General features: G+C 40.4%; 29 protein-coding genes and 1 riboswitch. All 29 genes read right to left on the minus strand.

Annotated features, from left to right (window positions below):
* Positions 1–23: 23 nt before the first annotated feature.
* The 29 genes from C5L21_RS06510 to C5L21_RS06650 all read right to left on the minus strand — a co-directional run bounded on the left by C5L21_RS06510 (position 24) and on the right by C5L21_RS06650 (position 26,118).
* Positions 24–908, minus strand: a complete 885-nt coding sequence (locus tag C5L21_RS06510; protein ID WP_085698971.1) for a type I 3-dehydroquinate dehydratase — start codon at positions 906–908, stop codon at positions 24–26.
* Positions 905–1,459, minus strand: a complete 555-nt coding sequence (locus C5L21_RS06515) for a hypothetical protein (protein ID WP_004904053.1) — start codon at positions 1,457–1,459, stop codon at positions 905–907. The genes C5L21_RS06510 and C5L21_RS06515 overlap by 4 nt, the downstream gene beginning before the upstream one ends.
* Positions 1,456–2,256, minus strand: a complete 801-nt coding sequence (locus C5L21_RS06520; protein ID WP_036058330.1) for a shikimate kinase — start codon at positions 2,254–2,256, stop codon at positions 1,456–1,458. The genes C5L21_RS06515 and C5L21_RS06520 overlap by 4 nt, the downstream gene beginning before the upstream one ends.
* A gap of 10 nt (positions 2,257–2,266) precedes the next feature.
* The gene (locus C5L21_RS06525; protein WP_085698969.1) at positions 2,267–3,109 is read right to left on the minus strand and encodes a prephenate dehydrogenase; all 843 of its coding nucleotides are present in this window, start codon (positions 3,107–3,109) and stop codon (positions 2,267–2,269) included.
* Complete coding sequence (aroA, locus tag C5L21_RS06530) at positions 3,106–4,401, minus strand: 3-phosphoshikimate 1-carboxyvinyltransferase (protein ID WP_085698967.1); 1,296 nt, start codon at positions 4,399–4,401, stop codon at positions 3,106–3,108. Before aroA ends, C5L21_RS06525 begins: the two co-directional genes overlap by 4 nt.
* Before the next feature lie 34 nt (positions 4,402–4,435).
* Positions 4,436–5,614: a chorismate synthase gene (gene aroC, locus C5L21_RS06535; protein WP_085698965.1), complete on the minus strand. Its 1,179-nt coding sequence runs from the start codon at positions 5,612–5,614 to the stop codon at positions 4,436–4,438.
* Positions 5,615–5,641: 27 nt separating this feature from the next.
* Entirely contained in the window at positions 5,642–6,724 is a 1,083-nt protein-coding gene (gene aroB / locus C5L21_RS06540) for a 3-dehydroquinate synthase (RefSeq protein WP_085698963.1), read from the minus strand.
* A gap of 29 nt (positions 6,725–6,753) precedes the next feature.
* Complete coding sequence (gene aroF / locus C5L21_RS06545) at positions 6,754–7,749, minus strand: 3-deoxy-7-phosphoheptulonate synthase (protein WP_085698961.1); 996 nt, start codon at positions 7,747–7,749, stop codon at positions 6,754–6,756.
* Positions 7,733–8,578 carry a shikimate dehydrogenase family protein gene (locus tag C5L21_RS06550; RefSeq protein WP_040176829.1) on the minus strand — a complete coding sequence of 282 codons (846 nt, stop codon included), beginning with the start codon at positions 8,576–8,578 and terminating at the stop codon, positions 7,733–7,735. The genes aroF and C5L21_RS06550 overlap by 17 nt, the downstream gene beginning before the upstream one ends.
* A 3-nt stretch (positions 8,579–8,581) precedes the next feature.
* Complete coding sequence (locus tag C5L21_RS06555; RefSeq protein WP_085698959.1) at positions 8,582–10,519, minus strand: transketolase family protein; 1,938 nt, start codon at positions 10,517–10,519, stop codon at positions 8,582–8,584.
* A 314-nt stretch (positions 10,520–10,833) separates the two neighbouring features.
* Positions 10,834–11,379 carry an ECF transporter S component gene (locus C5L21_RS06560; RefSeq protein WP_004899844.1) on the minus strand — a complete coding sequence of 182 codons (546 nt, stop codon included), beginning with the start codon at positions 11,377–11,379 and terminating at the stop codon, positions 10,834–10,836.
* Entirely contained in the window at positions 11,376–12,371 is a 996-nt protein-coding gene (locus C5L21_RS06565; RefSeq protein ID WP_085698958.1) for a nucleoside hydrolase, read from the minus strand. The genes C5L21_RS06560 and C5L21_RS06565 overlap by 4 nt, the downstream gene beginning before the upstream one ends.
* A gap of 157 nt (positions 12,372–12,528) precedes the next feature.
* Positions 12,529–13,380, minus strand: coding sequence for a DegV family protein (locus C5L21_RS06570; RefSeq protein ID WP_085698956.1), 852 nt, complete (start codon positions 13,378–13,380; stop codon positions 12,529–12,531).
* Between the two features lie 8 nt (positions 13,381–13,388).
* Positions 13,389–13,889 (minus strand): dihydrofolate reductase, encoded by a 501-nt coding sequence (locus C5L21_RS06575; RefSeq protein ID WP_036069277.1) that lies wholly within the window; start codon positions 13,887–13,889, stop codon positions 13,389–13,391.
* Complete coding sequence (locus tag C5L21_RS06580; protein ID WP_085698954.1) at positions 13,876–15,087, minus strand: CCA tRNA nucleotidyltransferase; 1,212 nt, start codon at positions 15,085–15,087, stop codon at positions 13,876–13,878. Before C5L21_RS06580 ends, C5L21_RS06575 begins: the two co-directional genes overlap by 14 nt.
* Before the next feature lie 80 nt (positions 15,088–15,167).
* Positions 15,168–16,430: a tetratricopeptide repeat protein gene (locus tag C5L21_RS06585; RefSeq protein WP_085698952.1), complete on the minus strand. Its 1,263-nt coding sequence runs from the start codon at positions 16,428–16,430 to the stop codon at positions 15,168–15,170.
* Positions 16,431–16,580: 150 nt separating this feature from the next.
* Positions 16,581–16,808, minus strand: coding sequence for a CsbD family protein (locus C5L21_RS06590; protein WP_004899857.1), 228 nt, complete (start codon positions 16,806–16,808; stop codon positions 16,581–16,583).
* Positions 16,809–16,929: 121 nt separating this feature from the next.
* Complete coding sequence (locus C5L21_RS06595; protein WP_085698950.1) at positions 16,930–17,763, minus strand: aldo/keto reductase; 834 nt, start codon at positions 17,761–17,763, stop codon at positions 16,930–16,932.
* Between the two features lie 131 nt (positions 17,764–17,894).
* Positions 17,895–18,143 (minus strand): hypothetical protein, encoded by a 249-nt coding sequence (locus C5L21_RS06600; protein ID WP_004899862.1) that lies wholly within the window; start codon positions 18,141–18,143, stop codon positions 17,895–17,897.
* A 176-nt stretch (positions 18,144–18,319) separates the two neighbouring features.
* Positions 18,320–18,595: an HU family DNA-binding protein gene (locus C5L21_RS06605; protein ID WP_004899865.1), complete on the minus strand. Its 276-nt coding sequence runs from the start codon at positions 18,593–18,595 to the stop codon at positions 18,320–18,322.
* Between the two features lie 215 nt (positions 18,596–18,810).
* On the minus strand, positions 18,811–20,124 hold the full coding sequence (gene der, locus C5L21_RS06610) for a ribosome biogenesis GTPase Der (RefSeq protein WP_004899868.1): 1,314 nt from the start codon (positions 20,122–20,124) through the stop codon (positions 18,811–18,813).
* Between the two features lie 103 nt (positions 20,125–20,227).
* Positions 20,228–21,418, minus strand: a complete 1,191-nt coding sequence (rpsA, locus tag C5L21_RS06615) for a 30S ribosomal protein S1 (RefSeq protein WP_004899870.1) — start codon at positions 21,416–21,418, stop codon at positions 20,228–20,230.
* Between the two features lie 95 nt (positions 21,419–21,513).
* Entirely contained in the window at positions 21,514–22,191 is a 678-nt protein-coding gene (gene cmk, locus C5L21_RS06620; protein ID WP_004899873.1) for a (d)CMP kinase, read from the minus strand.
* 18 nt (positions 22,192–22,209) lie between these two features.
* On the minus strand, positions 22,210–22,758 hold the full coding sequence (locus C5L21_RS06625) for a brain acid soluble 1 family protein (protein ID WP_085698946.1): 549 nt from the start codon (positions 22,756–22,758) through the stop codon (positions 22,210–22,212).
* Positions 22,759–22,834: 76 nt separating this feature from the next.
* The gene (locus C5L21_RS06630) at positions 22,835–23,419 is read right to left on the minus strand and encodes an ECF transporter S component (protein WP_085698944.1); all 585 of its coding nucleotides are present in this window, start codon (positions 23,417–23,419) and stop codon (positions 22,835–22,837) included.
* Between the two features lie 66 nt (positions 23,420–23,485).
* A riboswitch (FMN riboswitch) is annotated at positions 23,486–23,621 on the minus strand.
* Positions 23,622–23,672: 51 nt separating this feature from the next.
* The gene (locus C5L21_RS06635; protein WP_004899882.1) at positions 23,673–24,422 is read right to left on the minus strand and encodes a pseudouridine synthase; all 750 of its coding nucleotides are present in this window, start codon (positions 24,420–24,422) and stop codon (positions 23,673–23,675) included.
* 4 nt (positions 24,423–24,426) lie between these two features.
* Positions 24,427–25,014: an SMC-Scp complex subunit ScpB gene (gene scpB, locus C5L21_RS06640; RefSeq protein WP_085699292.1), complete on the minus strand. Its 588-nt coding sequence runs from the start codon at positions 25,012–25,014 to the stop codon at positions 24,427–24,429.
* Positions 25,007–25,783: a segregation and condensation protein A gene (locus tag C5L21_RS06645; RefSeq protein ID WP_133286216.1), complete on the minus strand. Its 777-nt coding sequence runs from the start codon at positions 25,781–25,783 to the stop codon at positions 25,007–25,009. The genes scpB and C5L21_RS06645 overlap by 8 nt, the downstream gene beginning before the upstream one ends.
* Positions 25,765–26,118: a hypothetical protein gene (locus C5L21_RS06650; protein ID WP_004904068.1), complete on the minus strand. Its 354-nt coding sequence runs from the start codon at positions 26,116–26,118 to the stop codon at positions 25,765–25,767. The genes C5L21_RS06645 and C5L21_RS06650 overlap by 19 nt, the downstream gene beginning before the upstream one ends.
* Between the last annotated feature and the right edge of the window lie 17 nt (positions 26,119–26,135).

Below are 26,135 nucleotides of genomic sequence, written 5' to 3' on the forward strand. Positions count from 1 at the left end.
ACGTGCGAATTTGCGCGTCTTTTTTATTTTTGCCAAGCTTGTAATAATTCATCTATTGTTAATTGACCGGGTGCGCTTGTTTGTTGATTATCTAATGTGGCAAATGTCATTTCTGAGCCATAGCGATAACCAACTACACGTGACTGCTGGCCAATCAGTCCCATGCTTATCGTAATTAATGGTTGTTGGACTGATGCATCCTGCGTTGCATCAAGTAATAGTTGCACATCTGCTAACGTTTTTGGCATGACAGCTAACTTGATAATATCAGCGCCTGTACGACTCATATCGGTTATCAACTGATCAACTGCCCGTGTTTCATTGAAATCGTGATACGACAAGATAACGGGTGTGTTTGTTTCATGGGCAGCAGCAATAATTTTATCTCGCAACTCACTTGCAAGTGTATACTCAACATCAACAGCAGCAAAATGGTAACCTGAGTGCAATGCTGAAACCATGAAAGTAGTGTATTCAATCGGTGAAAGTTCGCCTTGTCCACCTTGCGCCTTTGTGCGATAAGTCAATATAATTGGAAAACTACCAATGGTGTTAAAGACGGACCCAGCCAATTCTTTAATAATTTGACTGTTCATGATTGGCCAGTTTGCATTAAACTCTTCCTGAGCACGGTCCATCTCAGCCAGCTTTTTAGCTTCTGTCATTGCCGATACATTTTTCTGTGATAACTCTGCTTGTGCGCCCGCTTTGACTTGCTGCCACACCATGACTTGACTAAATTCATCAGCAATATAGTCAGCGCGCCATTCAACAATATCTGGATTTTTTTCTTGTAGCGCCCGAGCAAAGGGCGTTAACTTATCAGTTGGTCCCAATGTCAATGGCACGGCAATAATTGGCTTATCATCTAAGCTAGCTGGTAACTTCAATAATTCTCTTAACGTCATTTAATTTGATAAACGACCCATACCATCTGCGGCTGCAAACTTTGGCGTACTTGGTACTTAGGGTCTTCACTTTCTGGTAATTTTAGAAACTGTTCTTCCGATACTATTGTAAACCGATTCTGATCATTTATAAAGCCCGCCAAGGCAACTGGCTTACTTGGTGAAAAAACGACAGAAGGCCCCCAAGCATTATCTAAACCTTGCTCACGTAAGTAGCGCAAAAGCAACCCTTCTGTGGCAGCGTGGATAATTGCCACATTTCGCTTAAACTTTGTATTTTCAACCAAACTAAGTGTCAGTAATGGTAAAGCAAAAGTTGTCACTATAGCAAGGCGTTGCCATTCTGAATAATTAATATCAGCCCAATTGAGTTCGGGTAAACGATTAGATTTAAATGCCACAGGCACAATTAATTGATCACCGACATAATCGTCTAAATGTAAAAAAATTTCTTCAAAACTGTCATGCAGTACTATTTTTTGCGTCGTTATGAAATGCATTGCAGCACGTTGTGAATCCGTTCCTGTAGGGCCTAATGTGTGTAATTTCATCGTTTCAACTGCTTATTTTCCTTTGCAATAGCTGATGACGTCAAAATTGTCATTATCTGATCAATCATTTCATCTGTAATATCTTCAGATTGTTCAAAATCATATTTTAGTAACGTACGCATGTTACGCATTCTTTCCTGCTGTATGGTTGCCATACCAAATTGCGCTTTATAGTGAGCGACAGCTGTGACCACTTGCATCCGCCGTTCAATAATCTGAAAAATTTGACGATCGAACGCATCTATTTCTGAACGTAATTGCAGTAATGCCAACTCATCTTCATTAGTACTAAATAGCGCAATAATCTCTGCGGCAATTCTTTCCGGTGTTTTGCCAACAGTTTCAACTGTAAAATTAGCAATCATTTTGTATTTAGGATCACGTAACTGCCATAAATTAAAAAAGTCAGCTGTTGATTTTTCTTGTAATAACGGCCGCTGGCCTTCTATTAATAGTCGATTAATGGTACTCTCTAAATTACCGTGCAAGTAAATAACTGTTGCAGCAGATTGCTTCAGTATCTCTAAATTTTCCATGCGTTCAACCACACCGCCACCTGTTGCTACGATACCTTTAAATGTTTGTAAACTAGCTAATACCTCTGATTCAATCTGGCGGAAACCTGCTTCACCCCGTGACCGAAAGAGTTCAGGAATAGACTGTTTAGCTATACGTTCAATTTCAGAATCAATATCTACAAACTGTGAGTGGTGTTGACGGGCAATTTCTTGGCCAACGGTTGTTTTTCCTGCTCCCATAAAGCCAACTAAAATGAGTGTTTCTGGTTCTTTAATCATCATTATTACCTCATAATTGTTGTCGTGCGTGTTGCGCTTGTGTGATGAGCTTTTCTAAACCAAGACTGTCATTTTGACGTAAAACTTGATTAAAGCGATGCAATTCATCAATCAAGTCCTGATTACTCGATAAAATAGCAGCTTTATTACTGAGTAATATATCACGCCAAACTTCTGGATTACTTGCTGCAATACGTGTTGTGTCTTTGAAACCACCGGCCACATAGGGACCAAAATCAGAAACTGAATGGAAATGTTGCATAATTGCATTCATTAAGGCAAATGAGACAATATGTGGCACATCACTAATCCATGACACCAATTCATCATGTTGCTGCGCATCTATTTCAATGAAGCGTGCCGCTATCGGTGCCAGAATACTCTGTAATTTGATAACCGTCTCTTTTGGCGCATGTTTTGTCACTAGAAAATATGGTACTTCACGATATAAATCACTATTTGCGGCGCTAACACCGCTATTCTGTGTCCCAGCCATTGCATGGCCACCAATGAAAGTCGCTGTTTTAGGGACAAACGCTTCAGCCAGTGACATAATTTCTGACTTAGTCGACCCCGTATCTGTAATAATAACATTGGGTTTAAGTGGTAACACTGCTAATTGTTTTAGTGTTTGCTTAATGACAGCAATCGGTGTGGCTAAAATAATAACTTCGGCGCGACTGACGACATCAGCTAAACTAGTAGCCGTCTCATCTACAATGTTGTTTGCCATCGCATATTGGCGTGATAACAGCTGATTATCAATCCCTATCACGTGATTCTCAACACGCTGACTTAAAGCACTTGCTAATGACGCCCCCATCTCCCCGAGACCTTGAATCACAATAATCATAGCATAACCTCAGATAAATCTTCTAAAAAGCCAGGATAAGATACACTCATCGCATCTTCGCCAGTCAATATCACATCGCCTGTTGTAATCAGTGCAGCGATGGCATTCATCATTGCAATACGATGATCCCCACAGGAATCGAGCAGCACAGCATCATTATCTGCAGTCAATGACTGACCACCATGAATAATCATACCGTCGGGTTTTTCTTCAATATTGGCTCCAAGCTTACTTAACTCTGAGATAACAGTCGCAATACGATCTGTCTCTTTGACACGTAACTCTTCTGCGCCAGAAATTATCGTATCGCCATCGGCTTGTGTCGCTGCTAGAGCAATAATTGGTAGTTCATCTACTGCACTGGGTATATCAGCAGCCGTAATATCAATACCATGCAAAGTTTGTGTTCTAACTGTCAAATCAGCTAAGGGTTCACCTTGCGTGTCTATCGGCGTCACTTCAATACTAGCGCCCATGCGCGTTAATATTTTTAAGATACCATCACGCGTTGGGTTAATACCAACACGATTAATGGTTAATTCAGAGTTTGGTGTAATTAAGGCAGCCACTAAGAAAAAGGCTGCACTGGAGATATCTGCCGGTACGTCAACATGTTGCCCTTGAAGTTGTTGCTGTTTTTTTAGCGTGATAACACCGTTTTTAGATTCAAGTTGACCACCAAATTGTCGCAACATACGCTCAGTATGATCTCGTGATGCTATTTTTTCAATCACACGCGTTTCACCTTCAGCCTGAATACCCGCTAATAAAATAGCACTTTTAACTTGTGCTGAGGCTACTGGCATATCGTAAGTGATGCCACGCAGTGTTGCATTAGCCTGAATGACACCTGGTAAAGTCCCGTTGGCAGTTAAATCAATTTTGGCGCCCATCTCTGTTAAGGGTTTCATCACACGTGTCATTGGTCGCTGGCTTAATGATTCATCGCCAATGATTGACATATCAAAATTTTGTTTGCTCAGTAACCCCATGAGCAGCCGTGTGGATGTACCAGAGTTACCCATGTCAAGTGGCTTTTTAGGTGGTGTTAAACCGTCAAATCCTTGCCCTTGAATACGCACACTATTTTCATTTTGTTGAATAGCCACACCTAAATTACGAAAAACTGTCATCGTGTGTAACACATCATCTGAAGCTAAAAAATTAGTAATTACCGTTTGCCCTTTGGCAATAGCGCCAAACATTAACGCACGATGTGATATTGATTTGTCACCAGGCACAGTGACATGTCCATGTAACCCATGTGCTGAGGCAGGCGTGAGTCTAATCATGCTATTCCTCCTGAAATGATATCATTATTGTCTATTAAAATGCTTTGACCTCTTGACGGTAGGCAGCAACTTGCTCTTTCATACGATCGATGTTATCGGCATCAAATTTATCTAAAACCGCTTTGGCCAACTCAATAGCTACCATCGCTTCAGCAATAACAGCCGCAGCAGTCACAGCCGTTGTATCAGAACGTTCAATTGATGCCCGATGATCTTGATGTGTATCAATATCAACAGATTGCATTGGACGGTAGAGTGTCGGAATGGGCTTAACAACACCTCGTACAACGATGGCTTCACCTGTGGTCATCCCCCCTTCAAACCCACCTAAATTATCAGAGCCACGATAAAATCCCTTCTCAGGTCGCCAAAAAATTTCATCCATGACTTGGTCGCCATACTTTTCTGCATTATCAAAACCACCACCAAATTGCACCCCTTTAAAAGCATTAATGCCAACAATAGCCCGTGCAATTTTAGCGTCTAATTTATCGTCAGCTGAAATATAGGAACCTAAGCCTACAGGCACCCCTGTTGCCATTACTTGAACCTGACCGCCCACGGTATTGGCATCACGTTTAGTGCTATCAATTACATCTCGAATCGCTTTATCAGCAGCAGCATCTAATGCACGCGTCTCAAAACTCTCAGTCACCTGACGTAATGCTTCTAAATCTTGATATTGTGTTAACGTTGATAAATCCGATTTAGCTGGGCCAACATTAACAACGAAGCCATGTACATCAACACCAATTTCGGCTAATAATTTTTTAGCCACAGCACCAACTGCTACTCGCATTGTTGTTTCACGTGCAGATGATCTTTCTAAAACATTACGCAAATCATCATGGTGACGATATTTAATCCCACCAACTAAATCAGCGTGACCTGGACGGGGCCGTAAGACCTTACGAAGACTATTCTCTGGTGTTTGTGGCTCGTTTGGTGCCATAATCTTTGACCAATTATTGTGGTCATCATTATGTACATTTAGGGTAATTGGCGAACCTAAAGTCTTTTGATGACGTATGCCAGTCAGAAAAGTGACTGTATCCGTTTCGATTTTTTGTCGTTCTCCTCGGCCATATCCTTTTTGTCGTCTAGCCAATTGCGCATTAACATCTTCCTGTGTGATGTGTAATCCGGCAGGAATACCTTCAATAACCGCAATTTCTTCTGGTCCGTGGCTTTCACCAGCAGTTGTATATCTCATGATGTTTTATCTAACAAATAAATATTGCTATCTGTTATTCCCTTCATTTTCATTAATAAAATCTGGCATGTCGACAATCGCTTTTTGCACAATCATCGGCTGACCTATATCTTTAAGTACAACTAAATTTAATCGCCCACCGCGATTTTTTTTATCGTTAACCATGTGTTTGAAAAAAGCTGGCGTGCCAATCAAATCAGATGTTGTTGGTAAATCAACTGTTTCAAGTCTGGCACGCAAAGCCGCGGTTAATGAAGCCGGTGTCAGACCGTCACGTGTCATACGTGATGACATAGCAATCATACCAATAGCAACAGCTTCACCATGGCGTAATTCACCATGAGCCAATAATTCAATGGCATGACCAATAGTATGACCAAAGTTCAAAAATTGCCTTTGTCCTGCTTCTTTTTCATCAGCCATTACCACTTGTGCTTTATATGCAACCGCACGGGTCGATAATTTTTCCGCATTGTCACGTATGTCAGTCACACCATAAATACGGCCTGTTAAATCAAAGAAACTACCACCGGCTAACACCGATGTCTTGACAACTTCTGCATAACCTTCAACCAAATCGCGATCTGCTAGTGTATCAAGGTAGGTCGGATCGACAAGGACTAAATCAGGTTGATAAAAAGTACCTGCAATATTTTTCGTGTGCGACAAATTAATAGCCGTTTTGCCGCCGACAGATGAATCGACCTGTGCAGTAAGTGATGTCGCAATTTGTATCAAAGCAATACCGCGCATGTAAAGCGATGCCACAACACCACCTAAGTCACCAATGACACCACCACCTAAGGCAATTAAACCGTCATCACGCGTAAAACCTTTTTCGGCCATCTTGCCAATCAATTCACCTACTGTCTTCAAGGATTTAGAACTTTCCCCAGCTGGTACTTGTAATGGTAAAACCTCAAATCCAGACATCTCAAGTTGTTGTTGCACCGCTGTTAAATAAAGTGGCCCAACATGACTATCTGTCAGTAACGCTATTCGTCTTGGTGTCCAGACAAGGCTAACTGCTTGCCCAATTTCTTGATGTAGACGGCGGTCTATTTTCACTTGATACTGTTTTTTTTCTAAGGACACTGTGATGACTGTCATGCGTCAAAATTCCCTTCGTTTTTTGTCTTTTATTCTTCTATCACCGCACGAATGCCATTAACTTTCTGACTCAGTTTGGCAAATTGATCAGGTGTTAACGCCTGTGCGCCATCAACGAATGCATGCACTGGATCATCGTGTATTTCTGTCATGAGTCCTTGCGCACCAGCAGCCACAGCGGCCAATGCTAGTGGTGTGACAAACTTTGCAACGCCAGCAGCATGTGATGCATCAGCAATAACTGGAAAATGAGTTAAACTTTGCAGCACTGGTATGGCTGACACGTCGATAGTATTTCTAGTGTACTTGTTGTCATAAGTACGAATACCGCGCTCCATTAAAATAATTTGATTATTACCACCAGCTACAATGTATTCAGCAGCATTTAATAGGTCGTCTATTGTTGCTGACATGCCTCGTTTTAAGACCACTGGTTTGCGTTTTTGTCCAAGTGCTTTTAGTAAAGCAAAGTTTTGCATATTACGTGTGCCAACTTGAAAAATATCTGTGTATTCGGCAACTAAATCGACATCTTTGGTATCTAGTATTTCTGTTACCATATCCATTCCTAAAGCATCAGCTGCCGCACGATGAGCCTTTAAGCCCGCTTCACCATTCCCCTGGAATGAATAAGGCGACGTTCTTGGCTTAAAAGCACCACCACGTAAAACAGTTGCACCGGCTGCTTTCACAGCTCTTCCCATCTCAAGCACGTGTGCTGCACTTTCAATGGCATCTGGTCCTGCCATGAATACAAAATGTTTACCACCAATCATACTGTGCTTCGTTTTAATGATGGTGTCTTCTGGATGAAAATCTCGTGATGATGCGATAGCTGTATGGTGATTGGTAATCACTTCTAAAATATCATTTTTTAAATCGTCTAACGTTGCTTCAGGTAAAATCTTAACACCAGCCAACGCCACCCGATTATGATGTACAAAAACAGGTTTGATGGGATTATTTGTGTCAAGTTTCTGTGCGATTCTATGAGCTGTATCATTGTCTTTAGTTACTAATATCATTATCTTTTCCTCTTACTGCATTTGCCATTAATTGACGGTCTGCCGGTTGATTAAACCAAAATTCGAAGCTTAGTGCGCCTTGGTTAATTAACATCGACAGGCCATTTTGTATTAAAAGTTGTTGTTTTTGTGCGGTCTTAAGCAGACCAGTTTGCTGATTGCGATAAATCATATCCACAACCAATGCATGTTGTGGTAATAGACTAATTTGATAGTCTGTAAGTAGTGTTCTGGCATCATTCATCCCAACGGTTGTGGCATTGATTAGCATGTCGGCATTGACTAACGCGTCAGTCAACGCCTGATTGTCAGCTAAATCTGATAACTGACCAATACCTTGGCTTAGGTAAGCAACTTGTGTCTCTCGTTGCGACCAATCAGTGTGTGAACGATTAAAAACTGCTAAATGACGTACACCATAATGATGTGCTGTAGCAATAACCGATTTAGCAGCCCCACCGTTACCAAGTATGACAACATGTTCATGTGGTTGATGCGGATTAATACTTTGCCAAAAACCATCACCGTCTGTTGATGTACCTACCAAACGGCCATTAATGTTTTTAACTGTGTTAACAGCCTGTAATCGTTGCGCTAAAGGCGTCAATTCATCTAAAAATGGTACAATAGCTGATTTAAATGGCGTCGATACGTTAAAGCCACCCACATGCAAGGCACGCAAACCCAAAACTGCTGATTCTAAATCGCTGGGTATAATATCAAAACTATGATAATGACCGTTAATTTGTCGTGCTATCATCATCTCATTCTGCATGATAGGTGATAACGAGTGTGCTGCTGGGTGAGCAATTAAGCCATATAAAGTCATGCGTTATTTCTCCAAATGTTGATTAATTTTAGCAACAATACAACTGGTGGTCATGCCGAAAGTATCTAATAGTGTCTGTGGCTTGGCACTTAAGCCAAACTCATCAATACCGATGACTAGACCATTATCACCTGCTACGGCTTGCCATCCCAGCGTTGTGCCTGCCTCTATTATCACATTTTTCGCACCATCTTTGGGTATGATTTCTGCTTTACTATCTGAACTTTGAGCTAAAAAGCGAGTCATATTAGGCATAGAAATGACACGATTAGTTTGCTGTAGTTGTTGACTAACTGCCAAAGCTAATTGTACTTCAGACCCAGAAGCGATGATATTGACCACAGGACTTTCATGTGCCACTATTTGTGTCGCTCCATGTTGAATGGCTAATTGTCCCGATAATTTATCGCCTTGTGTGCCAATCACACCGCGACTCAGAATCAATACTGTTGGTCGCTTTTTCGATGATAGAGCAAATTGCCAGGCGGAAGCAATTTCTTCTGCTGTACCAGGCCGCAAGACATCAACGCCTGGTATTAATCGCAACCCCATTAACTGTTCTATTGGTTGGTGTGTCGGGCCATCCTCACCTACGGTAAGACTATCATGCGTAAAAACGTAAATCACTGGTAACTTCTGTAAAGCACTTAAACGAATAGCTGCTTTCATATAATCCGAAAAAGCTAAGAATGTTGCTCCAAATATTTTTGTGTCACCGTGTAGTGCAATACCATTCATAATACTGCCCATACCAAATTCTCGGACACCAAAAGCAATGTTACGTTCCGTGCGATTATCAGGTGAAAATAAACCAGAACCAACTATCTCGGCTTGCGTGGAAGCAACTAAATCAGCCGATCCACCCCATATCTGGGGCATTTGTTTTGCAAACTGTTGTAAAACGTGACCCGCTATTTGTCGTCCAGGGCGTGACTTGATATGTTCTGATAGATTTGGTAATTCTAACGGGATCTCGGCCATCTGCTGCTTATAAGCTATCAACTCAGCTTTCCTTGGGACAGGCATCGTAGACAAACGGTGTTTAATACGTGTACGTATTGAAGACAAGATATTTTCATCTAATGTAAATCGTGTCATTTGCACATCAAGTACAGCTGATAAATCCTCTAACTGTTTGGCTGTCAAAGGCGTGCCATGCGCTCTGTGACTATTTTCAAATGGTCCATGAATGCCAATAATATTCTTAACAGCAATCAACGTTGGTTCGGGTGATAACTTGGCATTTTCAATCGCATCGTGAATCATGCTAATATCATTACCATCAGCAACATGGCGTATATCCCAGCCGTAGCTTTCAAAACGTTGTAGTTGATTTGATGTATCCGAACGTGATTTCGAACCATCTAACGTGACGTCATTATCATCGTATAACACAATCAGTTTAGATAATTGTTGTTGACCTGCGAGACTAGCTACTTCATGACTAACCCCCTCCATTAAATCACCATCACCAACTAATGCGAATGTTAAATGATTAATAACGCTAGGAAATAATGCATGCTGTCGTGCCTCTGCCATGGCCATACCAACAGCCATGCCTAACCCCTGCCCCAACGGCCCTGTCGTCGCTTCAACGCCAGGTGTTACCCCTTTTTCTGGATGACCGGGTGTTTTCGAATGCAGGGTACGAAATTGTGATAAATCAGATGGCTTAATATCAAAACCAGCAGCATATAGCGTAGCGTATAATAAAGCCGCGCCATGACCAGCAGACAAAACAAAGCGGTCACGGTTGAGCATTCCCGGATCTTGCGGATTAATACGCATTTGATTAGCATATAATTCATATAATATGGGTGCAGCACCTAATACAATACCAGGATGACCAGATCCAGCTTCGGTAATCATTTGATTTGCTAAAACACGTAAATGATTCACATGTTTCAAGTCAGTCTCAGTCGTAGTTAATAATTCACTCATACTATTCCTCCAAAAAAATCGTACTAGGTGCAGTTCACCTAGTACGATTTTCTAAATAGTCATCAATTGACAAATAAAAAGCCACTAAGTGATGCTCACCTAGTGACTCAGCCTCGAAAAGCTTCTGGTCGCTAAGTGCGTCGTATACCGACGCACTTAACATGCGACGGTTCTACATAAACCAGAAGTAATAATAACGATTGCTTTTCAAGATTGATGTGTTCATAATTTTTCTCATTTCTGTTAATGTTTATATCATATAATGATTAATTAGAATTGTCAACCACTATGTTAAAATGAAATGTGATTAAATCTCATTTAATATAATGCGTTATGGTCTTATAAACAGCTGCAACAACATAGACCCCGATTAAGCGATCAAGAAAATCCGTCCCAACTTGAATAATAAAGACGGATAAGGCTTGATTGAAACCGAGACCATACAGTATTTGAACCAGTAAACTCGAACCTGAAGAAGTAATCCCATGAAATAGAATCACTGTAATAATTGTACTCACGATTGTCGCCGGTACAGAGATAATCAAGGCTAGCCACCAAATATTTTTTACATCCGTTGCCCGTACACGACGATAAATAAAACCAGAGACTAGCGCTGTTGTCATTTGACTTGGCATAAAATATATTGAAAATAAATCACCGGTTGTGCCGTTAATTAAAGCCGTTAACACACCAGTGATTAAGCCACCAACCGGACCAAAAAATGCACTGCCTAGTAAAGTGCCAATAGTGTCAAGATAAATTGGCAATTTTGTATATAAAGCCAAATGGCCTCCAACAATATTGATGACAATAAAAAGTGCGATTAAAGCTATTTTCTGTGCTGAAATATGCCTAGTCATGATAAGCACTCCAAATCAGTCGCAATGTTGTCTAACTCTTCCATAGCTCTTTCTAAGGAAATATTCAGTAAGCGAGCTATTATAAAGGCCATCGCTGCTCGCGCATCAATTTCTTGTAGAAGTATGGCATTTGGCTTTTCATGCCAAAAGTCAGCGATATCAACAATACTCTGACCCAATGCAATGCCACTCGTGACGACTGTCATGAAGGTTGTAAGCTGTCTTGATAATTTTGGATGTAGCGCATAAAAAACAACTAATGGGTCATTAATGACTGCGCCTAAAACATGTTCCTGCTGCCAATGAAAATCAAAATAAAATTGAATAATCTTTGTTACAAATTCTGATTTTTCTGGGTTAATGTATTGCATCATTTGCAATATATTAGGCGTCATCACTATTTTTCTTGTGACATCTAATGGCACTAATTCAATCATGATAGGACTGTTTTGTAAGACATAATCGGCTGCATCAGGATCGACCCAAAAATTATATTCTGCTACAGGCGATGTATTCCCATTTGTTTTATACGCCCCACCCATGATAATTAAACGTGACACATGTTGCCACAATGCCGGTTGTCGCTGTATAGATGCTGCAACATTTGTTAGCGGACCAAGTGCCATAAACCAAACATCTTGCGCCGATGCCAGCAATTGACTGTAGCCATCGACCTCGTTCAAATTATAGGTCGTAACGCCTTCAACTGACGATAAATCGCTTTCACCCAAACCATCCATACCGTGTGTGTCTTGCGCACTGACATACTCATGATGTTGTGGGTGTGTTGCCCCCGCAAATACTGGTATATCTAAACGCTTTGCTTCTTGTAACACTTTTAAAGCGTTTTGTACGCCAATTGTTACTGGCACATTACCCGCGACAATAGATATACCGATGACATCCAACTCTGGTGAATTGAGCGCCATAAGTAGTGCTAGGCTATCATCAATTCCTGGGTCGGCATCAATGATTACTTTTTGTTTTTGCATTATCTCTCCTACCTTTCAAGGTTACTTGGTTTTTTATCCTAGGAAGTTTCCGAACTAGTCCAACACATTGTGTTGCTTTTGATAAATGCTTATTAAGCATAGCAGAAAAATGAGCAAAATAAAACCCAAAACGATTTTTCACCGTTTTGGGTTTTATTTAACGTGCACGATATAATATCGCTAAAGCACCGATACCAGTATGCGTTGAGATAATTGGACCAGTCGTCATCACTTCAATTTTTATTTCTGGCCAGATAGCATTTAAACGCTGCGCCATTTTTTCGGCGACTTCCGGTACGCCCGCATGCGACACACCAATAGCTAACATTTCTGAATAGTCCTGCATCTTAGCAATCACGCCGTCATTAAACTTAGCAATGGCTTTCATACCACGGCCCTTAGCTAAGACTTCTACAGAACCAGTAGCATCCACACCGGCACCAACTTTAATATTCAATAGATTACCAATGATACCAGATGCTTTGCTAAGGCGCCCACCGGCGACCATGTTATCTAACGAGGTGAAACTCAAGAAAGTATGTGACTCTTGACGGACTTGTTCCAGTTCAGTCAAAATATCAGACATTTTTGCCCCCGATTGCGCCATTTTAGCTGCTACAAGCACTTGAAAGGCTTGAGAACGATCCGCGTTTAACGTATCAAACGTAGTAATTTCAGCTGAAGTTAAAGCAGCCGCTTGCTCAGCAGCATGAACTGTCCCTGACAGACCAGAAGATAAATGAATACTTAAAATTTCTGCATCGGGATAATGTGTACGAATATCTTCGTATGCTGCTTGAAATTTACCAATAGATGGTTGCGATGTCTGCGGTAAATTTTGACTAACTGCCATTTGCTCCAAAAAAGCTTCACGCTGTAGTGTCACACCGTCCTCATAGACTACGCCATCAATTTGTACTGTCAATGGTACCACAGTAATTTCATACTTTTGAATTTCTTCTGGTGTTAAAGCAACGGCTGAATCCGTTACAATTCTAATATTAGACATAAGGCTCCTCAGTTCTGACGTTCATAGCGTTCAACAACGAAACTATAATCGTGTTTATCATCTTTGTCATGTGCTGTTGCACTGACTAGCTTAAATTGCGATAAGTCAATCGCATCAACAAAAGTATCACCGGCAATTGTCACGTCAATGCGCGTCACAATCAAATCAGTTGCGTAGGGCATGAACGCATGATATATTGCAGCGCCACCAGCAATGGAAATATCTCTAGTTTCTTTTTCAATATAATCTAGGACTTCATCAACAGAGTGCGCAATGATAACATCATCATACGGTGTTTTAAAATCTTTTTGATGTGTTAAAACTAAACTCGTCCGTCCTGGTAATGGGCGACCAATTGTATCCCAAGTCGTTCGCCCCATCACCATTAATGTATTGATAGTTTCCGCTTTAAACAACTTTAAATCATCAGGTAAATGCCAAGCGAGTTGACCGTTTTTACCGATTGCATGCGTGCTATCTTCTGCCCAGACCATTCTAATTTTTTTCATTATCTACCAATTCCTTTGCATATTCTAACAAACTATCTGGTCGATTACTGATGATACGCTGAATAACGGCATGCTCTAATTGTGTCAAAATGCGTCCCATTTGTGGTCCGGGAGTAACAATGTTGTTAGCCAGGAGGTCGCCCCCACTAATACACATATCGCGATTGTGTGTTATAGGTAGCGCATCAAATATTTGTTTGACACGCTGTTGTGTCGCCAACGGTGTACCAACAAGGGTTAACACTTCAAACAATAATGCCTGATAATCATAAATTGCGTACAGTTCAAAGACACTAACAGTTTGCACATGTTTAACAATAGGGACGATACTTAATACCGCACGCATATCTTCCCGACTAGTCTTCCAACTTCGCATAAATAACTGTAATTCATTTAGTCGAAGCGACAACCGTGATAAAAAGTAAGGCCAGATGACTGTTCTTGCCTGTGGCTGATTGCGCTTGAGATCAGCTGTGATGGTCAACCAATCTTCTCTTTTAATGTGTCCGGGTAAATACCGGATTAAGTCAGCTTCAATAGCGACAGACAAACTATTTGAAGCATATTGCCCCATTAACAATTTTTCAAACTCGACGCGAATACGCTCAACCGCAATCTTTTCAAGATTGGGGCCTATTTGCTTCAAGGCTGCCTTAGTATGTGGCGCAATATCAAAACCAAGTTGTGCACTGAATCTCAACGCACGCATAATTCGCAGGGCATCCTCGTTAAAGCGCACCTCAGCATCTCCAACAGCTCGAATACGTTTTTGTGCCATATCAGTTAACCCATCAAATAAATCGATGATGTCACCATCTTTAGTCATTGCAATGGCATTGATTGTAAAATCACGTCTTTTTAAGTCTTCCGCTAAACTACGTACAAAAGTAACTTTGTCTGGTCGGCGAAAATCTGTATAAGTTGACTCCGTCCTAAAGGTCGTGATTTCGTAGCCATCACCATGATCCAAAACCATAACCGTGCCATGCTGAATACCCGTGTCAACTGTTTTAGTAAATAGGGCTTTTATTTCTTCGGGAAAAGCAGAAGTAGCAATATCCACATCATGAATTGGCTTATTTAATAACATATCACGCACAGCGCCACCCACAAAGTAAGCTTCAAATCCAGCTGATTCGATATGTTCCAAAATGGGTTGTGCTTGCATAAATTCTTGTGGCAACGTACTGATTTTCATGTTAAAGTCCTTGAATTTATTATACCAAAAATTACTGTATACAAAACAATAATCATTTATATCATGCGATATCTACTTAATTAATAAGCCAAATCTTCTAAACGCATTTGCATATCTAAATCATCAGGTACGAGGAATAGATAGCGCTGAAGTGCTTCAATCTCAGCTTCAGGTTGTCCTTGCTCATGATACCAATTAATTAAGTCCAACATGAAATCTGAATTTTCTTGAAATAACGGTGTAGCTTCTTGCCAGTATTGCTTTGCCTTGCCATCATCGCCAATAGCCTGATAGATACGTGCTAAATACCAATTGAAACGCTCATCCTCTATTTCTTTATTCTCTTTTTCTAATAGTGATAACGCTTGCGCATACTGATTATGTTGTAAGTATAAGTCAGCCAACATAAACAGCGCCGTGGTATCACTCTCGTCAATTGACAATGCCTTTTGGTAATAAGCCTCCGCTACGGTATCGTCCCCACTTTTTTCTGCTGCATGACCAGCCAAATGGTAAAGCTTCGTGTTCATTTCATCTTGAATTAAGCCAGCTTGATAAACGCGAAAAGCTTCCTCAGGTTGTTGTAATCGTTCATAACTCTGGCCCAATAATGGATATATTGACGTATATTTAGGGTCGCTATCCAAAATCGCATTAAATAACTTAATCGCTTCTTCTTCCCGATTTGTTTCTTGATACAGCACAGCAAGTTGAAATTGTGTATCCAAAGTCATTTGCTGTGGTTTAATCTGTTCCAAGTAACCAATCGCATTATCGTAATTACCAACAGCAGCATAGGCAACGCCTAAACGTGCAACAATATCTACCCGGCTAATTTCTCTCTCGCCTTGGAGTAGTAGCTTACGATATCTGGGGATGGCTTTTTGGTAAGCAAGGTTAGCATAATAAAATTCTGCCAAAGCAAATTGGATGATTATTTCTTCTGGTGCCAAATCTTCTGCTTGCAATAAGCTATATTCAGCCGATTCTGTCAGCCCTTCGGCTTGGTAAATGTCTGCCTTGACAAGCAAGGCTTGCAAATAAGCTGGCGAGTCTGGTTTGATTTGCGCTAAATAATTCTGTGCCTCATCCACTTCACCATCTTCAATAGCAATATCGGCTAGCGCCGTACGAATGTCATCTTCATCGGGATATTTTGCCAATAATTTTTTATATGCTCGCCTCGACTGGTTTAAAAAGCCAAGCGCATACAGTTCCTCAGCTAAACTGTAGATTAATTCATCACTATCCTGTCGCAACGATTTGGCAAACGCAGATTGCGCAGCATCCATTTGTCCTTGTGATAAGGCGTCCAACATTTCTTGGGCGTAATTGACTTCCATGACATACTCCTTGCTTGGTGACTCATTTTTTATGTTTGATTTCTCGACATTCAGTCATCGCATACTTTTAATAACATTTAATTTTATCATATAAACCGTCTAAACAACTAAAAAAGGCCATCTCTTAAGAGATGGCCTTGACGTCACTGCTTACTTTTTTAAATTATCAACGCTATCCTTAACGGCATCAACCGCCTCTTCTGCCTTATCTTTAACTGTTTCAGCAGCATCTGATAGCTTATCTTTGGCTTTGCCAAAAAATCCTTGCGCTTTACCTTCGGCTTCACGCGCCTTATCCCCGGTAACCTTGCCTTCTACTTCTTTTGCCTTACCAGCAACCTTGTCCTTAGCATTATCAAACTTTTCTTCGACTGACATATTGATGTTCTCCTTGAAATTTATTTGATGTTACATTTATATTATATCATATTATTGATGAGAAATGCTACAGAAAGGCATTATACAAATCTCATGAATGATAGAGAACTAAAAGTTATGCTTAAAATTCCTGGTAAACAGCAGGATCTTGGTTGTTCGTACGCCCATCCTTTTTAGAAAGACAATCAATTGCTAACATTTCTGCCGATTCAAGCTCAAAGTCAAATACATTTAAATTGCCAACTTGTCGGGTATAACTGACTGCTTTAGGAATCGGAATGACACCCTGTTGTGTTTCCCAGCGTAAAATAATTTGACCGACATTTTTATGATATTTTTCAGCAATCTCTAACAATAGATTATCCTTTAAAAGTCGACTTGCTCGTCCCAAAGGACTCCAAGCTTGTGTCAGAATATTTTTTTCTGTATTGTACTGAATCATTTCTTTTTGATTGAAATACGGATGCAGCTCAATTTGATTAACTACTGGTAAAACGCCAGTCTCTCTCTGAAGGCGTTCAATATGTTCTGGCAAAAAATTACTAACACCAATGGATTTTACCAACCCAAATTTTTGCAGCTGGATGAGTGTTTGCCAAGCCGTTAAATAGTGATCGTCGATTGGATTTGGCCAATGCAACAAATATAGATCAAAATAATCTAGCCCCGTACGATATAGTGATTCTTGAACCAATGCTATAGTGGCCTGCTCATCTGCATAATACTTACCCGGCAACTTAGATTGAATAAATAGTTCATTTCTAGGCACCATTGACGCCTTAATACCACGACCAACTGTCCCTTCGTTTTGATAATTATAGGCCGTGTCGATTAACCGATAACCCACTGTTAAAGCTGAGCTAATCGCCTGTGCCCCTGAAAAACCATTTAATTTATAGGTACCAAAACCAATACGTGGTATCTTAAAACCGTCGCTTAATGATACAACTGACATTATGTCGTCCTCCTATAATAATAATTTTTAACTTAAGACAATTCTAGACTTTTCTTTCTGAAATCGCAATGTCGAATAATTTCAGCGCATCAAAAAAGCCTAATCAGATCTGATTAGGCTTTTTATAATAATTAGTTTGTTTGACGTAGAAATGAAAAATATTCATAAACTGCCAAAATAACAAACAACGCTATTCCGAGGTAAACTGAACTTGAGATACTAATGACAGCAATAACCGTCAATCCAATCGCTGAAGTGGTAAAAATCAAAGAAAATTTTTGTAACTTTGTTAACTTCTGTGTGTCCCCTTGGAAAGAAATGCCAGTCAAAATTGTCCCAACTAAAATCATTAAACCAAATAAAACATGTAATACAATCATGGTGTATCTCCCTTTAAATACATGATTAATCTTGAACGTGTGAAAAGATCAAAGCCTAGTCTATGTAAAATAAAAGAGCAAACCCATTAAGAGCTTACTCCAAGTATGCTTATTAGTTAAACACATAAAAATGTCTACTAATAAGAACATCTATAAACCGCTAGACGTGGAATAGTTTACTTAACAGCTTCCTTCAAAGCTTTACCAGGCTTGAATGCTGGTACCTTTGATGCAGGAATTTCGATTTCTGCGCCAGTTTGTGGGTTGCGACCCTTACGAGCAGCACGATCACGAACTTCGAAGTTACCAAAACCAATCAATTGTACTTTTTCGCCGTTCTTCAAAGCTTCTTCGATTGATGCAAATACTGCATCAACTGATGCCGTAGCATCTTTCTTTGTCAAACCTGTTGCCTTTGCAACTGAATCTACTAATTCTTGCTTGTTAGCCATGTTGTTTCTCCTAAGAGTATTTATTAACCGCTATACGGTTTTGAAGTGTTTTGAAATGTGCCGAAACATTATTTCATGTAATTAGAATAACATAAGAAACGCCCAATGTGTAGTGTTTACGCGGGTTTTCAGCGTTTCGTAATCTTTTTGTCACATAAAAAACATAGGTTCGAAAAGATGATGGGCACAACGTTTTTTAATTGCAACAATGCTGCTTACTTACGTGCACGTACAATCAGCTTTATTGGTGTGCCAGTAAAATCAAATGCTTCACGAATTTTGTTTTCTAAGAAGCGCTCGTATGAGAAGTGCATCAATTCAACATCATTAACAAATATAACAAATGTTGGTGGCTGAATGGCAACTTGCGTCGCGTAATACACTCGTAAACGGCGCCCATTGTCTGTAGGTGTTGGATTAACAGCAATGGCATCCATAATCACATCATTTAATGTTGACGACGAGATACGCTTACGATGATTATCGTCCACATCTTTAACCAACTGTGGAATACGATCTAAGCGTTGACCTGTTTTTGCTGAGACAAACATAATTGGCGCATAGTCCAAAAACTTAAACTCTGAACGAATCAAATTTTCGAATTCTTTCATCGTGTGACCGTCTTTTTCAATCGCATCCCACTTATTAACAATAATAATCATCGCACGACCTGCATCATGAGCAAAACCTGCCACGTGCTTGTCTTGTTCTCTGATGCCAGCTTCAGCATCTAGCACCATTAAAATCACATTACTATTGTCAATTGCTTTTAACGCGCGCATGACTGAATACTTTTCTGTATTCTCGTAAACTTTACCACGTTTACGCATACCGGCAGTGTCAACCATGATAAACTCATCGCCTTCTGCCGTCACAAAGCGCGAATCAATGGCATCACGTGTTGTCCCTTCAATATCAGAAACAATCACACGATCTTCACCAAGCATCGCATTAACAATAGATGATTTCCCGACATTTGGGCGACCAATAATACTAAAACGGATGGCTCCGTCATCTTCTTGTTCGGCTGCCTCATCAGGAAAATGCTTAACAACAGCATCAAGTAAATCTCCTAGACCCAGGCCATGTGATCCAGAAACAGGAAATAGATCACCCAAACCAAGTGAATAAAAATCATAAATATCCTGACGCATCTCAGGATTATCTACTTTATTGACAGCTAAAATCACTGGTTTATCTGTCTTGTATAACATTTTTGCGACAACTTCGTCAGCTGCGGTTACACCTTCTCGACCAGATGCTACCATGACAATGACGTCAGCCTCATCAATGGCTAATTCAACTTGTGCTCTAATCTCAGCTAGAAATGGTTCATCTCCAAGCTCAATACCACCTGTATCAATCATTCTGAACTCATAGTTCAACCATTCTGCTGGCGCGTACAAGCGGTCTCGCGTTACGCCAGGTTTATCTTCAACAATCGCAATACGTTCACCAGCCATACGATTAAAAATCGTTGACTTGCCGACGTTTGGTCGACCAACAATAGCTACTACTGGTGCTGCCATGCTGACACCTCCTTTTTTCTTACCGTGGACTACCAAAAACTATCCACTCAACTTTGTTCAAAATAAAAGAACTGGCGAACCAGCTCTCTTACCTAGTCATATCTTACAACTTATCGCCGAAGATGTCACCCAATGTTGCAGCTGAATCATCTTGTTGCTTGTATGCAGCGATATCCGCACGTGATGCTGAACCATCATTGTTACGACGGTCTTCACGTTGTGGCTTTTCTTCCAAAGCTTTCATTGACAATGAAATACGTTCTTCGGCTGGCTTAATATCCAATACCTTAACTTGTACTTTGTCACCTGACTTCAAAACTTCTGAAGGGTTTTCAATACGCTTGTTTGAAATTTGTGATACATGGACAAGTCCTTCGATACCAGGCAAAATTTCAACAAAGGCACCAAAGTCTTTCACGCGCTTAACTGTACCTTCAAGCACTGATCCAGCAGCAATCTTATCAGCTGCTTCGTCCCAAGGTCCACGCTGTGTTGCCTTGATTGACAATGAAATACGACCCTTTTCAGTGTCCAAAGCCAAAATCTTGACGTTAACCTTGTCACCCTTTGTCAAAACATCGGCTGGGTTCTTGACACGATCATGTGAGATTTCTGATACGTGAACCAAACCATCTACACCACCCAAGTCAACGAAAGCACCGAAGTCTGTCAAGCGAGCAACAGTTCCTTCAACCACTTCACCAACTGACAACTTACTAAATACTTCAGCCAACTGAGCAGCACGTTCTTGCGCAGCAACAGCCTTACGTGACAAAATCAAACGTGCATTAGCAGCGTCAATTTCAATAACTTGTGCTTTAATATCTTTGTTCTTAAATTGGTTCAAATCAGAAACGAAGCGTTCTGCAACCATTGATGCTGGCACGAAACCGCGTACGCCGTTAACCATGACAATCAAGCCACCGCGAACTGCATTAACAACCTTTGCATCGACAGTGTCGCCTTCAGCAAAGTCCAAGTTTTCCCATGCTTTGCGTGCATCTAAACGCTTCTTTGACAACAAGTAAGCTACGCCTTCCTTGTCGCTAGTAACATTAGAAATAACAACAGCTTCAATGCTGTCTCCAATTTTCAATTCGTCTGCCAGGTTGATGTTACGATCGTCTGAGTACTCACGTGCTGGCACAACTCCTTCTTCACCGGTAGACAAACCAACAACCGCTTGGTTATCATTATCAATGGCTAAAAGTTCACCAGTGACAACATCTCCCACCTTAATTTGATCTGCTGCGCTTTCGAGAGCTGCTAAGAACTCGTTGTTTGTTTCACTCATGACGTCTAACGTCCTCCTACAATTTACACTATGGGTATAGTTTACCAGAATAATTGCCACTTGTATAGTAAAAAACAGCGTTTTCACGCTGTAACTTAGGGTTTCTGTTTTTTTTCAATAATCTTTGTAATCTCTGATACTACAGCTTGGATACTTTGTCCGGTAGTATCTACCAAAATCGCGTCTTTTGCCTGTATCAAAGGACTGATCGCTCGATGAGAGTCTTTGTAGTCTCGTGTTTCAATATCACTTTTTAGTGTTTCTAAATCAACTGTCATGCCCTTGGCTTTATTTTCTTTGTAACGTCGCTCTGCTCTTTCTAACACACTAGCTACCAAGAAAATTTTAACTTGAGCATTTGGTAACACCGTTGTCCCAATATCACGTCCATCCATAATGACATTTTGACTATTGGCTATGTCACGTTGGCGACGAACCAAGTCTGCTCGGACAGCTTTATAAGAAGCAATCAACGACACGTTATTAGTGACTTCAGTCGAACGAATCGCCTCTGTCACTTCACTATCGTTCAGAAAAACACGCTGCGTTGGCACTCCGGGCTCAAAACGAATCACTGTTTTTGCAAGTAAATCAACAACACCTTGTTCATCTTCATAAGCCAGACCTGCCTGTTTAGCGGCTAAAGTCATGGTGCGGTACATGGCTCCTGTATCGACATAAACATACTTTAAATTTGTTGCTAATATTTTAGCAATTGTTGATTTTCCAGCCGACGCTGGCCCATCAATTGCAATCTGAAAATTGTGACTCATATCAACCTCTAAAATTAGTTATTTAACATTTAGTGTTCTGCCAGCATATTGTGTATAATTATTCACTGACAAACCAGGATTAAGCGCAATGACTTGATCCGTTGTCATGCCATGTGTCACGGCAAAATTATATAGTGTTTGGCTAGCGCCCAACACTGCTGAATTAGTTGTTGGCGTACTTGGTGCCGTCGGTGCACTGCTGGCAGCTACTTCACTTGAAGCCGCAGCTGGCGCTTCTGTGCTACTAGCCACTGTTTCCGATGAACTTGCTTGTTCTGAGGAACTTTGTGCTGATGTCTCAGATGATTGTTCAGATGAAGCTTTTTGAGACTGTGATGTCGACTTTTTACTAGTTGCTGTCGCTATCTGCTGTGGCGTTTTCTGGTGATTAAGTGCACCATAAATGGGCACACTTGATAAAATAGCAAATCCCAAAACAATCAAAAATATTTTAAAGCCCTTATGCTTATGGCTACTTCTATCTGATTGGCGCGCAAATTCAGGCTCAACTTTTTGTTTTTTTGAACGTGCCATACGGCTCATGTTATTTGGCTCAAAATCGCTCATAATAAAACGACCTCCATTATAATAGGTTCACTTAAAAGTTTACCACATTGAGGTCGTCTCTGTTTATAACGTTTCATTAAGATATCACTTTACGTTGCATCGGTTTCATAACCGAAAGCACAATAATACTTGTTAGCCCCCAAATAATACCTTGTGCAATATTGAATGGTATCACCATGGCTATAAAATAACGTCCCAGGCCAATGATTCGCGCAATGTCAAAATGTGCAAACTGCGAATAAAGTGGCACAGCAACGAACCAATTCATCAACACAGCAGCAACAGTTAACCCAACTGTTGCTATGATTATTGCTAATAATTGGCGTGGGAATTGACGCGTTTCAAACATTGGCATGACCCAAAACATTAACAAGGTAAATACCATTACTGCTACTAAATTGACAGGCAACCCCAGATAGGTATTAATTCCCTCATTTGCCAAAATGAGCTTTAAGACTGTTCGCAGTATGACAACCCACATAGCGGCCGTGACATTAAGCCAATAACCAGCTAGTAAGACAGGCACAATGGAAAAATCAAGCTTTAAGAAATCCGCTCCCGGAATCAAGGGTATCTGCGGAAAAAGCATTAGACCAAATGAGATTGCGCTTAAAATAGCAATCAACGTCAAATGCTGTGTACGTGTAAATGAAATAGACATATTCTTTGCCTCAAAAAAACTGCACAATTTGTCAGGGTATCACAAAAAGGCAGTCTTAACTTTCTTTTTTAACTTCTTTATACCCGACTTTACGGTCGGCTCTGGAATTTGACCAGATCAGCTGTTTGCACAGGTCGCGGGCTTACCATGTTCAACATGTCTCACCGCCGGTTGGGAATTACACCCGACCCTGAAGTAATATTTAATTTTACAACTGATATCATAACAAAATTACTGATTAAAAGCAATCTATTTATTTTCTACGATAATTTTTATAATCCTGTGCTTTGAGTCGTTTAACCTCAACACCAGTTAATTTACGATATTCACCGGACTGTAAGCCAATTAAATCAAAGAAAGCATATTGTTCACGCGTTAATTTATCCACTGGTAAGCCCACTTTTTGCAGCATATCTTTGACTTGATGATTACGTCCTTCATGAATAATAATACGTACCATACTAGTTTTTTTATCTTTGTCGACACGTTCAATCGTGACACGAGCTGGCGCTGTTTTTCGGCCTTTGATGATAACGCCTTGCTTCAAAGGCGCTAATTTTTCAACAGTCGCAATCCCAGACACCTTAGCAAGATAAATTTTGTCGACACGTGACTTTGGATGCATTAATTGGTTAGCAATAGTGCCATCGTTAGTCAGTAACAAGGCGCCAGTCGTATCATAGTCTAGTCGTCCAACAGGGTAAACACGTTGATCAATATCTTCTAGTAAGTCCAGAACTGTCTTACGACCCTTCTCGTCGCTAGTTGTGGTAACGACACCACGGGGTTTATTTAATAGGTAATAAACTAGCTTTTCACGTCCTTCAATCGGCGCACCATCTACTTCCACAGTGTCATGTATGCCAACTTTGACACCAAGTGTTGTGACAGTCTCACCATTGACTTTGACACGCCCCTCAGTAATCATTGTTTCAGCTCCTCTTCGTGAAGCTAGCCCCGCTTGGGCAACAACTTTTTGTAAACGCATTTCTTCTTCAGACATTTTTTTACCCTTCTTTCATTTCTAAATTTTCTGATTCCAGTACGTTTGCAAATAATGTCCCACCATCATCAACATCTAACGTTTCAAAATCAGGTAACGGTGGCAACTCAGTTAACGACTTGAGACCAAAATAATCTAAAAACATCGCTGAAGTACCATACATAATTGGCCGTCCCGGTTCATCTTTTCGCCCCGTTTCAACAAGCAACTGGCGTAACATCAATTTTTGAAGCGTGCCCGCCGACTGTACACCACGAATTTGGTCAATTTCCACACGTGTCACAGGTTGTTTATAAGCTACGATAACCAATGTTTCAAGCTGTGCTTGGGACAGTGTGGCATTGTCAGGTGCATCAAAAAAGTTTTTAACTATGCCCCCTAAGCTAGGCTTGGTGACCAATCGGTAAGCGCCATCAGTTTCTCTTACTTCTAGAGCGCTCATCGTGTCATTAGCATATTTATTAGCTAATTGTTCAATTAATGCAATCACTGCCGGCTTATCAAATTGTGTTATTTGGCATAACGCTTGACTAGTAATCCCTTCATCGCCAGCCACAAATAACAAGGCCTCTATTTGCGCTAAATTATTCATCATCACTTAATGTCTCAATTTCTAAAAAAATATCAGCTGATGCATCAGCTTGGTGAAACGAAATTTTAGTTTCCTTAGCCATTTCAAGTAAAGCCAAAAAAATCATAACCATTGCTTCCTTATCAGCCATATTCTCAAACAAGTCATCAAAGGCTATAATTGCGCCTCTGGGTTGTCCGTGTAGCTGTTGGGCAATATAATCAAATGCCATCGCTAACGTAAATTTTTCACTGACAACACGTCTACTAATTGGTTGTTGCTGCCTTTTTTTACGTAAAAGATGTTCAAAAGCAACTTGTAAATCTATCAGTTCAAGCCCTGGTGCGAGCGGCTTTAGCGCCATTTGATTGAATTCCGGTGACAAGGCTGGTAAACGCGAAAATGATTGTTGGTTGGTATTTTCACGTTCTCGCAAGGATTCACTTGCCACTTGAAATTGCTTGTACGTTAACAATTGCAACATTAGTGTCTCTTTAGGATCAAGAAAATCCACTTCAATATCGTCAACTTCAATTGTGTCATTTGGCAGTAAATCAGATGATTTAATTTGAACAAGCGTTGCTGCCATGACCAAATACTCACTAGCAACATCTAATTGCATGCTCTGTTGTTTTTGAATGAATGATAGATATTGTTCAGTTATCACAGCAATAGGCAGATCAAAAATATCTAATTCCGCTTTCTTAATAAGATGTAGCAGCAGATCTAATGGCCCTTCAAATTCACTTAATTTGATTGTTAAACGCTGAGTCACAATGTTCTTCTCCATTTATTAATCAACTTTTGATTATCCAAAGTACCCATTAAGAAAACATCTGGATTTTGTTTCTGAAACTCAGTGAGCATAGCAAAATAATGGCTCGCTGAACGTGCCTCCGGTGTCAATGCTAGATGACGAATGAGTACAATGTCTTTTTTTAAGAATTCTACACCCAAAACGCCTTGCGCTTGTTCTTCACCACGCCAAATATATAATCGTCTTGTATCACGGTCATTATACCAAGCGATTTCAGCGTTAAGATGTTGTAATTCTCTTAGACCTGGTAGTAATGATAAAATACCCATCACTGTTTTTTCATTGTCATTTCTTGCCTGCGTTAACATATATTCTCCTGTATCAC

Origin of the sequence: Leuconostoc citreum, from assembly GCF_004354555.1 — a bacterium.
In the GTDB taxonomy this organism is placed as follows: domain Bacteria; phylum Bacillota; class Bacilli; order Lactobacillales; family Lactobacillaceae; genus Leuconostoc; species Leuconostoc citreum.

Bases quoted from the DNA above. Each gene is read 5' to 3' on its own strand.
- C5L21_RS06580 (WP_085698954.1), bottom strand. From the start codon at position 15,087: ATGAAAATCAGTACGTTGCCACAAGAATTTATGCAAGCACAACCCATT.
- C5L21_RS06550 (WP_040176829.1), bottom strand. From the start codon at position 8,578: ATGACTTTATATGGCTTAATTGCTCACCCAGCAGCACACTCGTTATCA.
- C5L21_RS06510 (WP_085698971.1), bottom strand. From the start codon at position 908: ATGACGTTAAGAGAATTATTGAAGTTACCAGCTAGCTTAGATGATAAG.
- rpsA (WP_004899870.1), bottom strand. From the start codon at position 21,418: ATGAGTGAAACAAACAACGAGTTCTTAGCAGCTCTCGAAAGCGCAGCA.
- cmk (WP_004899873.1), bottom strand. From the start codon at position 22,191: ATGAGTCACAATTTTCAGATTGCAATTGATGGGCCAGCGTCGGCTGGA.
- C5L21_RS06575 (WP_036069277.1), bottom strand. From the start codon at position 13,889: ATGAAAAAAATTAGAATGGTCTGGGCAGAAGATAGCACGCATGCAATC.
- aroA (WP_085698967.1), bottom strand. From the start codon at position 4,401: ATGATTAGACTCACGCCTGCCTCAGCACATGGGTTACATGGACATGTC.
- C5L21_RS06600 (WP_004899862.1), bottom strand. From the start codon at position 18,143: ATGATTGTATTACATGTTTTATTTGGTTTAATGATTTTAGTTGGGACA.
- C5L21_RS06520 (WP_036058330.1), bottom strand. From the start codon at position 2,256: ATGATTAAAGAACCAGAAACACTCATTTTAGTTGGCTTTATGGGAGCA.
- C5L21_RS06590 (WP_004899857.1), bottom strand. From the start codon at position 16,808: ATGTCAGTCGAAGAAAAGTTTGATAATGCTAAGGACAAGGTTGCTGGT.
- aroF (WP_085698961.1), bottom strand. From the start codon at position 7,749: ATGATATTAGTAACTAAAGACAATGATACAGCTCATAGAATCGCACAG.
- C5L21_RS06625 (WP_085698946.1), bottom strand. From the start codon at position 22,758: ATGAGCGATTTTGAGCCAAATAACATGAGCCGTATGGCACGTTCAAAA.
- C5L21_RS06570 (WP_085698956.1), bottom strand. From the start codon at position 13,380: ATGTCTAATATTAGAATTGTAACGGATTCAGCCGTTGCTTTAACACCA.
- C5L21_RS06630 (WP_085698944.1), bottom strand. From the start codon at position 23,419: ATGTCTATTTCATTTACACGTACACAGCATTTGACGTTGATTGCTATT.
- der (WP_004899868.1), bottom strand. From the start codon at position 20,124: ATGGCAGCACCAGTAGTAGCTATTGTTGGTCGACCAAACGTCGGCAAG.
- C5L21_RS06605 (WP_004899865.1), bottom strand. From the start codon at position 18,595: ATGGCTAACAAGCAAGAATTAGTAGATTCAGTTGCAAAGGCAACAGGT.
- scpB (WP_085699292.1), bottom strand. From the start codon at position 25,014: ATGAATAATTTAGCGCAAATAGAGGCCTTGTTATTTGTGGCTGGCGAT.
- aroB (WP_085698963.1), bottom strand. From the start codon at position 6,724: ATGACAGTCATCACAGTGTCCTTAGAAAAAAAACAGTATCAAGTGAAA.
- C5L21_RS06515 (WP_004904053.1), bottom strand. From the start codon at position 1,459: ATGAAATTACACACATTAGGCCCTACAGGAACGGATTCACAACGTGCT.
- C5L21_RS06555 (WP_085698959.1), bottom strand. From the start codon at position 10,519: ATGAGTGAATTATTAACTACGACTGAGACTGACTTGAAACATGTGAAT.
- C5L21_RS06565 (WP_085698958.1), bottom strand. From the start codon at position 12,371: ATGCAAAAACAAAAAGTAATCATTGATGCCGACCCAGGAATTGATGAT.
- C5L21_RS06525 (WP_085698969.1), bottom strand. From the start codon at position 3,109: ATGATTATTGTGATTCAAGGTCTCGGGGAGATGGGGGCGTCATTAGCA.
- C5L21_RS06635 (WP_004899882.1), bottom strand. From the start codon at position 24,422: ATGTCTGAAGAAGAAATGCGTTTACAAAAAGTTGTTGCCCAAGCGGGG.
- C5L21_RS06560 (WP_004899844.1), bottom strand. From the start codon at position 11,379: ATGACTAGGCATATTTCAGCACAGAAAATAGCTTTAATCGCACTTTTT.
- C5L21_RS06595 (WP_085698950.1), bottom strand. From the start codon at position 17,763: ATGTCAGTTGTATCATTAAGCGACGGTTTTAAGATACCACGTATTGGT.
- C5L21_RS06585 (WP_085698952.1), bottom strand. From the start codon at position 16,430: ATGGAAGTCAATTACGCCCAAGAAATGTTGGACGCCTTATCACAAGGA.
- aroC (WP_085698965.1), bottom strand. From the start codon at position 5,614: ATGAGATATACAACTGCTGGTGAAAGCCACGGACCAGAAGAAATTGCG.
- C5L21_RS06645 (WP_133286216.1), bottom strand. From the start codon at position 25,783: ATGGAGAAGAACATTGTGACTCAGCGTTTAACAATCAAATTAAGTGAA.
- C5L21_RS06650 (WP_004904068.1), bottom strand. From the start codon at position 26,118: ATGTTAACGCAGGCAAGAAATGACAATGAAAAAACAGTGATGGGTATT.